The 9,487-nt window shown below is 72.8% G+C and carries 11 protein-coding genes; 1 reads left to right on the forward strand and 10 read right to left on the reverse strand.

Annotated elements, in window-relative coordinates; all coding sequences use genetic code 11:
• Positions 1-3: 3 nt before the first annotated feature.
• The 7 genes from ACFQ9V_RS19450 to ACFQ9V_RS19480 form a co-directional block, all read right to left on the reverse strand.
• A complete protein-coding gene (locus tag ACFQ9V_RS19450; protein ID WP_382460763.1) occupies positions 4-234 on the reverse strand; it encodes a DUF6704 family protein in 231 nt (76 codons plus the stop codon).
• A gap of 123 nt (positions 235-357) precedes the next feature.
• Positions 358-1,089: a Trp biosynthesis-associated membrane protein gene (locus ACFQ9V_RS19455; protein WP_382460764.1), complete on the reverse strand. Its 732-nt coding sequence runs from the start codon at positions 1,087-1,089 to the stop codon at positions 358-360.
• Positions 1,079-2,620, reverse strand: a complete 1,542-nt coding sequence (locus ACFQ9V_RS19460; protein ID WP_382460765.1) for an anthranilate synthase component I — start codon at positions 2,618-2,620, stop codon at positions 1,079-1,081. The genes ACFQ9V_RS19455 and ACFQ9V_RS19460 overlap by 11 nt, the downstream gene beginning before the upstream one ends.
• Entirely contained in the window at positions 2,617-3,009 is a 393-nt protein-coding gene (gene hisI / locus ACFQ9V_RS19465; protein WP_382460766.1) for a phosphoribosyl-AMP cyclohydrolase, read from the reverse strand. The genes ACFQ9V_RS19460 and hisI overlap by 4 nt, the downstream gene beginning before the upstream one ends.
• A complete protein-coding gene (hisF, locus tag ACFQ9V_RS19470) occupies positions 3,006-3,770 on the reverse strand; it encodes an imidazole glycerol phosphate synthase subunit HisF (RefSeq protein ID WP_382460767.1) in 765 nt (254 codons plus the stop codon). The genes hisI and hisF overlap by 4 nt, the downstream gene beginning before the upstream one ends.
• Positions 3,770-4,609: an ATP phosphoribosyltransferase gene (hisG, locus tag ACFQ9V_RS19475; protein ID WP_382460768.1), complete on the reverse strand. Its 840-nt coding sequence runs from the start codon at positions 4,607-4,609 to the stop codon at positions 3,770-3,772. Before hisG ends, hisF begins: the two co-directional genes overlap by 1 nt.
• A gap of 48 nt (positions 4,610-4,657) precedes the next feature.
• Positions 4,658-4,921, reverse strand: a complete 264-nt coding sequence (locus ACFQ9V_RS19480; RefSeq protein WP_370053707.1) for a phosphoribosyl-ATP diphosphatase — start codon at positions 4,919-4,921, stop codon at positions 4,658-4,660.
• Between the two features lie 130 nt (positions 4,922-5,051).
• On the opposite strand from ACFQ9V_RS19480, the gene ACFQ9V_RS19485 reads away from it, so the two are divergent.
• Positions 5,052-6,272: an MFS transporter gene (locus ACFQ9V_RS19485; protein ID WP_382460769.1), complete on the forward strand. Its 1,221-nt coding sequence runs from the start codon at positions 5,052-5,054 to the stop codon at positions 6,270-6,272.
• A gap of 45 nt (positions 6,273-6,317) precedes the next feature.
• Here ACFQ9V_RS19485 and rpe read toward each other — a convergent pair whose 3' ends face one another.
• From rpe to fmt, 3 genes are read right to left on the reverse strand one after another with little or no spacing between them, the layout of a single operon-like run.
• Positions 6,318-6,977, reverse strand: coding sequence for a ribulose-phosphate 3-epimerase (gene rpe, locus ACFQ9V_RS19490; protein WP_382460770.1), 660 nt, complete (start codon positions 6,975-6,977; stop codon positions 6,318-6,320).
• A gap of 24 nt (positions 6,978-7,001) precedes the next feature.
• On the reverse strand, positions 7,002-8,450 hold the full coding sequence (locus tag ACFQ9V_RS19495) for an RsmB/NOP family class I SAM-dependent RNA methyltransferase (RefSeq protein ID WP_382460771.1): 1,449 nt from the start codon (positions 8,448-8,450) through the stop codon (positions 7,002-7,004).
• Complete coding sequence (gene fmt / locus ACFQ9V_RS19500) at positions 8,447-9,355, reverse strand: methionyl-tRNA formyltransferase (protein ID WP_382460772.1); 909 nt, start codon at positions 9,353-9,355, stop codon at positions 8,447-8,449. Before fmt ends, ACFQ9V_RS19495 begins: the two co-directional genes overlap by 4 nt.
• Positions 9,356-9,487: the final 132 nt, after the last annotated feature.

A 9,487-nucleotide genomic window follows, 5' to 3' on the forward strand; every position in this document is an offset into this window, starting at 1 on the left:
GGGCTAGTGGCCCTTCGGGGTGTACTTGGAGCCGCCCACTCCGTATCCCGCGCGCTTCATGACCCAGCCCACGATCAGCCCGACGATCGCCAGACCGGCAGCGGCCCACACCACGATCGGCGCGTCGTAGAAGAACGCGATGGCGCCGATGGTGAAGGCGATAAGCATGATGATCACGGCCGTCCACGCCGCCGGCGAATGACCGTGGCCTGGATCGACTGACTCGGTGCTCATGGGACTCCTGGACGTCGGGTGCGCATCGCGGCTGCTGTTGAGCCCGCTGAGCCCGGAGACTGCACAGCCCGGAGGCTGCACCACGGCGCGCACGGATTGGTGGATCTGGACCAGTCTAGTGGCTCAGCGGGTGGGGTCGTCGCCGCGACTCAGCTCGTCCCAGCTGTCGATCGCGGAGTCGCGGTCGAGGGTGGTGGGCTCCTCTTCCGCGCCGGATTCGGCGGCCACGCGTGCCTCGCGCTCGTCGCCCTCCTCGGCGTCCGCGGCAGTCTCGGCCTCCGGCTCATCGGCCTCCAGCTCGGCGAGCGTCTCCTCGGCCGACCGGCCGTCCTCGCCAGCGAAGCGCGACTGGTACTTGCGCGACGGGCCGGGCCAGGCCCGCAGGAAGACGATGGCGAGGGCGCCGGCCAGCGCGACCAGCACTCCGCCGAGCACGGCGAACCACGGCCAGAACTCCGTCGTGGTGCTCTGGACGAGCTTGCGCAGCGACGCCTCCCCCGCGACCCCGGTCGCGGAGGTGATCGCGGCGCCGGCGGCCTGGAGCGGGTCGCCGAGGACGGCGAGGGCCGAGTAGACGATGGACGCGCCGAGCAGGATGCCGAGCAGCGCCAGCACGACCCGGAACGCCGGTCCCGCGATCGCGAGCGCCGCGGTCAGCGCGAGGCCGGCGAGCGACAGCGCCGTGAGCGCCGGCGCCGCGGCCGAGCCGGCGACGGTCACCGTGCCGGCGTGGTTCGCCACATCGGTGACCTGGATGGTGAACCAGGTCTGCGTCGCGGAGAGCAGCCCGAGACCGCTCCCGACCAGGAGGGCGAGGAGCGTGAGGTACTTGACGCGGCGGTTCTCAGTCCGCACCGTGCACCCGCCGCATCCCGTTGGCCACCGCGACCGCACGCAGCGGAGCCGCTGCCTTGTTCTGCGACTCCTGGAACTCCAGGCGCGGCACCGAGTCGGCGACGAGGCCGCCGCCCGCCTGCACGCGCGCGACGCCGCCCAGGATGGTCGCCGTGCGGATCGCGATGGCGAGGTCCGCATCGCCGGCGAAGTCGAAGTAGCCGATCACTCCCCCGTACACGCCGCGCTGCGCGGGCTCCAGCTCGTCGATGATCCGCAGCGCCATCGGCTTCGGGGCGCCGGAGAGCGTCCCAGCCGGGAAGGTCGCCCGGAAGACGTCGATCGCGCCGGACTCGGGCAGCAGGTCGCCCTCCACCGACGAGACGATGTGCATGATGTGGCTGAACCGTTCAACGCGCATGAACTCGGTCACCTCGACGCTGCCCGCCGCGCACACCTTCAGGAGGTCGTTGCGGGCCAGGTCGACGAGCATCAGGTGCTCGGCGCGCTCCTTGTCGTCCGCGAGCAGGGAGGCCTCCAGGTCGAGGTCCTCCTCCGGCGTCGCGCCGCGCGGCCGCGAACCGGCGATGGGGTGCGTGAACGCGCGGCCCTCCTGCACCTTGACCAGTGCCTCCGGCGAGGAGCCGACGATCTGGTATGGCTCGCCGTCCGGCCGCTCCAGCGACAGCAGGTACATGTACGGGCTCGGGTTCAGCGCCCGCAGGACGCGGTAGACGTCGAGCGCGGAGGCCGTGCACTCCAGCTCGAAGCGCTGCGAGATGACGACCTGGAAGATGTCGCCCGCGACGATGCGCTCCTTGGCCGTCTCGACCGACGCGAGGAAGTCCTCCTCGCGGGTGCGGGACACCGGGTGCGCCGGCGTGCCGAGGTCGACCTCGGCCAGCCACGCCTCGGACGGCTGCGCGAGCTGCCCCTGCATGCGGTCGAGGCGCTGCTGCGCGTCGCTCCAGAGCGCGTCGGCGTCCTGCTCGCCGTCGGCCAGGGCGTTGGCGATGAGCTTGACGGTGCCGGAGCGGTGGTCGATCACCACGAGGTCGGCGGCGAACGTCATGGCCTGACCCGGGATGTCGTAGTCCGCGGGCGGGCGCTGCGGCAGCCGCTCCAGCTGGCGCACGGCCTCCCAGCCGATGAAGCCGACCAGGCCGCCGGTCAGCGGAGGGAGCCCGGGGATGCGCGGCGACGACCAGCGCTCGTGGAGCGCCGCGAGCGCGTCGAGCGGACGGGTCGGCACGGTGGTCCCCAGGGCGCGCTCGGCGGACAGGCCGTAGTCGAGCCAGCGCACGTCGTCGCCGTCCTGTGTGAGCATGCCGAACGACGCGGCGCCGACGAACGAGAACCGCGACCAGATGCCGCCCTGCTCGGCGGACTCCAGCAGGAAGGTGCCGGGCCGGCCCGCGGCGAGCTTGCGGTAGATGCCGACCGGCGTCTCGCCGTCGGCGAAGAGCTCGCGGATCACGGGCACGACGCGGTGCTCGGCGGCCAGCGCGGCGAACTCGTCGCGGCCGGTCGTTCCGTTCGCTGTCGCGATCACAGGTCGGACCCCATCTCCCTGACCAGCTCGTCGGTCTCCGCCCCGCCCACGACGGGCGCGAGGACGTCGGCGTCGAAGCAGGTGCGCGTGCCGGTGTGGCAGGCCGCGCCCACCTGGTCGACGGTCACCAGCAGGGTGTCGCCGTCGCAGTCGAGCGCGGCGCCCTTCACGTACTGCACGTGCCCTGACGTGTCGCCCTTGCGCCAGTACTCCTGGCGCGAGCGCGACCAGAAGGTCACCCGGCCCTCGGTGAGCGTGCGGCGCACGGCCTCCGCGTCCATCCAGCCCATCATCAGCACCTCGCGGGAGTCCCACTGCTGGATGACGGCGGGCACCAGCCCGGTGTCGGTGAAGTGGATCCGTCCGATCACGTCGTCCAGTCCGGTCATGAGCGCACCTCCAAGCCTGCCCGCAGCAGCTCGTCCTTCACGTCGCCGATGGTCAGTTCGCCCGAGTGGAACACGCTCGCGGCGAGCACGGCGTCGGCCCCGGCCTCGATCGCGGGCACGAAGTCGCCGACCGCGCCCGCGCCGCCCGAAGCGATGACCGGGACGCGGCTGATCGCCCGCATCTCGCGGATGAGCTCCAGGTCGAAGCCCTCCTTGGTGCCGTCGGCGTCGATCGAGTTGACCAGGAGCTCGCCGGCGCCGAGCTCGATGGCGCGCTCCGCCCAGGCCAGGGCGTCGATCCCGGTCTCGGTGCGGCCGCCGTGCGTCGTCACCACGAAGCCGGAGGGCGTCGCCGCCGAGCGCTTGACGTCGAGCGAGAGCACGAGCACCTGCGCGCCGAAGCGCCGGGCGATCTCCGCCACCAGCTCCGGGCGCGCGATCGCGGCCGAGTTCACGCCGACCTTGTCCGCACCGCTGCCCAGCAGCTTCGCGACGTCCTCGGTGCTGCGCACCCCGCCGCCGACGGTGAGCGGGATGAAGACCTGCTCGGCCGTAGCGCGCACCACATCGTAGGTCGTCGCCCGGTCGTCGACGGTGGCCGTGACGTCGAGGAAGGTCAGCTCGTCGGCGCCCTGCTCGAAGTACCGGCGCGCCAGTTCGACGGGGTCGCCCTGATCGCGGAGGTTCTGGAAGTTGACGCCCTTGACGACGCGTCCGGCGGCCACGTCGAGACAGGGGATGACCCGGACCGCGACGCTCATCAGATCCGCGCCGCGTGGATCGAGGTGACCAGGATGGCCCTGGCGCCGAGCTCGTAGAGGTCGTCCATGACGTGGTTGGTGCTGTCGCGCTTGATCATCACGCGCACCGCCACCCAGTCGGGCTCGCCGAGCGGCGACACGGTGGGCGACTCCACGCCGGGCGTGAGCGCGACGGCCTGCTCCAGCAGGGCGACAGGGAGGTTGTAGTCGACCAGCACGTACTGGCGGGCGACCATGACGCCCTGCAGCCGGCGGAGCAGAGTGTCGACTCCCGGGGCGGGCGACGGCGAGGAGACCAGCACGGCCTCGGACTCCAGGATGACCGGGCCGAAAATCTCCAGGCCCTGCTTGCGCAGCGTCGAGCCGGTCTCGACCACGTCGGCCACGGCGTCCGCGACGCCGAGCCGCACAGCGGACTCCACGGCGCCGTCCAGCTTGATGAGCGCGGCGTCCACGCCGTTCTCGGCGAGGAAGCCGCCGACCAGGCCCGGGTAGCTCGTCGCTACGCGCTTGCCGTCGAGGTCGGCGAGGTCGGTGTACGTGCCGGCCGGACCGGCGAACCGGAACGTGGAGGCGGCGAAGTCGAGCGCCGCGATCTCGGCGGCGGGCGACTCCGAGTCGATGAGGAGGTCGCGCCCGGTGATGCCGACGTCGAGCGCGCCCGAGCCGACGTAGGTGGCGATGTCGCGCGGCCGGAGGTAGAAGAACTCCACCCCGTTGCGCGGATCGGCGACGATGAGCTCCTTGGGGTCGCGGCGGCCGTTGTAGCCGGCCTCGTGGAGCATCTGCGCCGCGGTCTCGGAGAGGGAGCCCTTGTTGGGGACGGCGATCTTCAGCATGTGGTTAGTGACTTTCGTGACGTGGTTGACGGAGTCGGGGTTCAGTCGTCACAGATGTCGGTACACGTCGGCCGGAGTCAGGCCTTTCGCGAGCAGCAGCACCTGGAGGTGGTAGAGGAGCTGGGAGATCTCCTCGGCCGTGGCCTCGTCGGACTCGTACTCGGCGGCCATCCAGACCTCGGCGGCCTCCTCCACGATCTTCTTTCCGATGGCGTGCACGCCCGCGTCCAGCTCGCGAACCGTCCCGGAGCCCTCCGGGCGGGTCTCGGCCTTCTCACGGAGCTCGGCGAAGAGGTCGTCGAAGGTTTTCACCGTTACAGCGTACCGGTCGTGGAGCGCGGGTCGCTCCGCGTGACGATGCCGGCGCCCGTCGCGCGCGCGACCGATGTGCTAATGTCAACGGGTTTGCTCTGACATATTCCATCTCGATGAGGAGATCCGCATGACGTCGACCGTCTCTCGTCCGCCCGCCCTCTGGCCCCTGCTGCTCTGCTGGGTGATCGTCGCCCTCGACGGCTTCGACCTGGTCGTGCTCGGCACGGTGATCCCCACGCTCCTGAGCACGAAGGAGCTCGGCTTCGACCCCGCAGCGGCCACCGCGGTCGCCACGGCCGGGCTGGTGGGCGTCGGCATCGGCGCGCTCACGGTCGGCCCGCTCGCCGACCGCTACGGCAGGCGGCTCTGCCTGGTCGTGTGCGTGACGGTGTTCTCCGTGCTCACGCTCGCGATCGCAGTCGCGCCCACTGTCTTCGTCTTCGGCCTGCTGCGGGTGCTCGCCGGTCTCGCGCTCGGCGCGTGCCTGCCGGTCACGATCGCCTACGTCACCGACCTGATGCCGAGCGCACGCGCCGGCACGGCGACGACGCTCACCATGACCGGGTACCACGCAGGGGCCGTCCTCACCGCGCTCCTCGCCATCGCGGTCATCCCGGACTGGCGCGTGCTGTTCCTGATCGGCGGCGCCGCTGGACTGGTCGCCGTCCCGCTCATCCGGTTCCTGCTGCCGGAGGCGCGGCCGGAGCGGGATGCCGCCCCGCGGGCGACGGTGCGGCAGCTCGTCGCGCGTCCGTACCTGACGATCAGCGTCGGCGTCTGGGTCGCGTCGTTCATGGGCCTGCTGCTGGTCTACGGGCTCAACACCTGGATGCCGCAGCTCATGAAGGACGCCGGCTACGGCTCCACCGACGCGCTCGGGCTGCTGCTCACCCTCAACGCGGGAGCGGTCACCGGGCTGATCCTCGCGGGGATCGTCGCTGACCGTGCCGGCACCAAGCGCGTCGCCATGGTGTGGTTCGTGCTCGCGGCCGCGCTGCTGGCGTTCCTCAGCGTCCGCCTGGAGGACGTGACGATGGTGTACGTCGCCGTCTTCGTCACGGGCGTCTTCGTGTTCTCGGCCCAGGTGCTGGTGTACGCGTTCATCACCCAGCTCTACCCGCCGGAGGTCCGCGGCACCGCGCTCGGCTTCGCCGCGGGAATCGGCCGGCTCGGCGCCATCCTCGGCCCGGCCGTGACCGGGACGCTGGTCTCGCTCGGCCTGGCGTACCCCGGCGGCTTCTACGTGTTCGCGGCGACGGCGCTGCTCGCGGTCGGCGCGCTCGCGGTCATCCCGGCACGCGCCCCCGCCGCGGTCGCGACTCCGCAGCCCGCCGCCGCCGAGGGTTGAAACGGCGGGCTGACACCGCGGGCCGACAGGTCGGCGGCGCCGCCCTCAGTGGGTGTGCGCCGCCACCGCGGCCCGCAGGCCCGCGATCCGCTCGGCCGGCTCGCCGCGGAAGACGCTCGACCCGGCCACGAACGTGTCGGCGCCGTTCTCCGCGGCCGTCACGATGGTCTCCTCGGTGATGCCACCGTCCACCTGCAGCCAGACGTCGAGGCCGCGGGCCTCCACCGCCTCCCGCAGCGACCGCAGCTTGGGCATGGTCTCGGTCATGAACGACTGGCCGCCGAAGCCCGGCTCCACGGTCATCACCAGCACCTGGTCGAACTCCGGCAGCAGGTCGAGGTAACCCTCGGCGGAGGTGCCGGGCTTGAGCGCGATCCCGGCGCGGGCCCCGATGGCTCGTAGGCGCCGCGCGAGGGCGACGGGATCGGCGGCGGCCTCGGCGTGGAAGGTCACCGAGTACGCGCCGAGCTCGGCGTAGCCCGGAGCCCACCGGTCGGGGTCGTCGATCATCAGGTGCACGTCGAGCGGGATCGGGCTGACGTCCTGGATGCGGCCCACCATCTGCGGGCCGAACGTGAGGTTCGGCACGAAGTGGTTGTCCATGATGTCCACGTGCACCAGGTCGGCCGTGGCGATGGCGCCGAGGTCCCGCTCCAGGTTCACGAAGTCGGCCGCCAGGATGCTCGGGTTGATGCGCGTCGCCATGCCTCCAGCCTATTGGTCGGAGGCCTATTGGTCGGAGGCCTCTGGGGCGGAGGCGTCGCCGCCCGCCTTCTCCAGCACGGCGATGAACATCGCGTCGGTCAGGTGGCGGTGCGGCCAGAGCTGGACGAGGTCGGCGTCGCCCGCGAGGTCGAGCCGCTCCTCGGCGACGGACTGCACGATGTCGGCCGTGCCCACCGGCCGCAGGGCGCGGTGCCGGTCGAGGGCGTCGGCCACGATCGCGCGGGTCTCCGCGACGTGCGGCGAGCAGGTGATGTAGGCCAGCAGGCCGCCCGGCTTGAGCGCCGCCACCGCGGAGTCCAGGAGCCCCGTCTGGAGGGCGGTCAGCTCGGCCACGTCGCGCGGGGTCTTGCGCCAGCGGGCCTCCGGGCGGCGGCGCAGCGCGCCCAGGCCGGTGCACGGCGCGTCGAGCAGGATGCGGTCGAACGCCTCCGGCTCCTCCGCGCCGATGCCGAGGCCGTCGCGCTCCCAGACCGGGACGTCGAGCGGCACGGCGGCGAGGGCGCGGCGGACCAGCTCGGCCCTGGCGGGCACGATCTCGTTCGCGACCAGGGTCGCACCGCCCGCGAGTGCTTCGGCCGCGAGCAGCGCCGCCTTGCCGCCCGGGCCGGCGCAGAGGTCGAGCCAGCGCTCCCCCGGCAGGATGGGCCGGGCGCGGGTGAGCGCGAGCGCGGCGAGCTGGGAGCCCTCGTCCTGCACGCGGAGCCGGCCCTCCGCCCCGGTGACGAGTCCCTGCGGGTCTCCCCCGCCCGCGGTGAAGCCGACGGGCGAGAACCGGTCGGGGCGTGCGCCCTTCGGCGGGTCGGCGAGGCCGGGCAGGGCGACCAGGTTGACGCGGGGTGCGATGTTGTCGGCCTCCAGCAGCGCTTCCAGCTCGTTGCCGCGGCCCTCGGACTCCAGCGCGCGGTGGAACGCGCGCACGATCCAGGCCGGGTGCGAGCTCAGCGCGGCGTAGCGCTCGTCCTCGTTCTTCGCATCGGCCAGGACACGTGCGCGCCACTCCTCGGGCGTCGAGCGGCCGATCTCGCGGAGCACGCCGTTGACGAAGCCGGTGCCGGAGCGGCTGCCGACCTGGCGGGCGAGCGCGACCGACTCGTTGACGGCCGCGTGCGACGCCACCCGGGTCGACAGGAGCTGGTGCGCGCCGAGCCGCAGCACGTCGAGCAGCGGCGGGTCGATCTTGTCGACGGTGCGGCCGGCGGCGCGGGCGATCACCCGGTCGTAGTAGCCCTGCATCCGCAGGGTGCCGTAGGTCAGCTCGGTGGCGAGCGCGGCGTCGGCGGGTGACAGTCCCGCCCGGGCGATGCGGCCGGGCAGCAGGAGGTTGGCGTAGGCGTCCGACTCGCGGACGGCGGAGATGACGTCGAGCGCGACCGTGCGGGACGGCTGGACGCGGGTGCGCTCGGCGGCGCTGCGGCCGGGCTGGTTCCGCTGTGCGCGGTTGCGGTCGTTCATGCCAGCACCGCCTCTCCGCCGGCGCCGCGCCACCAGTCGGCGGCGTCCATCGCGCGCTTGCCTGCGGGCTGCACGGTGAGGAGCTCGAGCGGGGTCGTCCCCGTTCCCACCTGGATGCGGCCCTCGGTGGCGGCGACGACGCCGGCCGGGAGCGACAGCCCCGTGGCCGGGCGTGCGGCGTGGATCTTGAACCGCTCGCCGTCGAGGAGCGCCCAGGCGCCGGGCTCCGGGGTCACGCCGCGCAGGCGCGCGTAGACCTCCTCCACCGGGCGGGTGAGGTCGAGGCGGGCGTCGTCGATCGTGAGCTTCGGCGCCAGCACCGGCTCGCCTGACTGCGGGATGGCCTCGGCGGTGCCGTCCGCCAGGGCGGCGACGGTGTCGACGAGCAGGGGCGCGCCCTCCTCCGCCAGGGCGTCGAGCAGCTCCCCCGCCGTCGCGTCGGCCGGTATCGGGAGGCGGAGCTCCGCGAACACGTCGCCGGCATCCAGCCCGGCGACGAGCTGGAAGACCGCGGCGCCGGTCTCGGCGTCGCCGGCCATGACGGCGCGCTGGACGGGCGCGGCGCCGCGCCAGCGCGGGAGGAGCGAGAAGTGCAGGTTGACCCAGCCGAGCCGCGGGGCCGAGAGCAGCGGCTCGCGGACCAGCCCGCCGTAGGCGACGATCACGCCGAGGTCGGCCTCCAGGCGGACGACCTGGTCGGTGACGCCGTCGTCCAGGCGGTTGGCCTTGATCACCGGGAGGTCGAGGGCGGCGGCGGCATCGGCGACCGGCGACGGCGTCAGCACGCGCTTGCGGCCGAGCGGCGCGTCCTCGCGGGTGATCACGGCGGCGATGTCGAACCGCTCGGCGAGGGCGTTCAGGGAGGGGACGGCGACGGCGGGTGTGCCGGCGAAGACGAGTCGCATGTCAAGGTTCTTTCGGTCAGGTCCAGCCCCGAGTCTACCCGCGCCCCGCACCCGCCGAGGGGCACGTAAACGCCCCTAAAACTCGGTTTTAGGGGCGTTTACGTGCCCTTCGGCGGGAGGGAGAGGGGGTTA

Source organism: Leifsonia sp. NPDC056665, assembly GCF_042791795.1.
Lineage (GTDB): Bacteria > Actinomycetota > Actinomycetes > Actinomycetales > Microbacteriaceae > Leifsonia.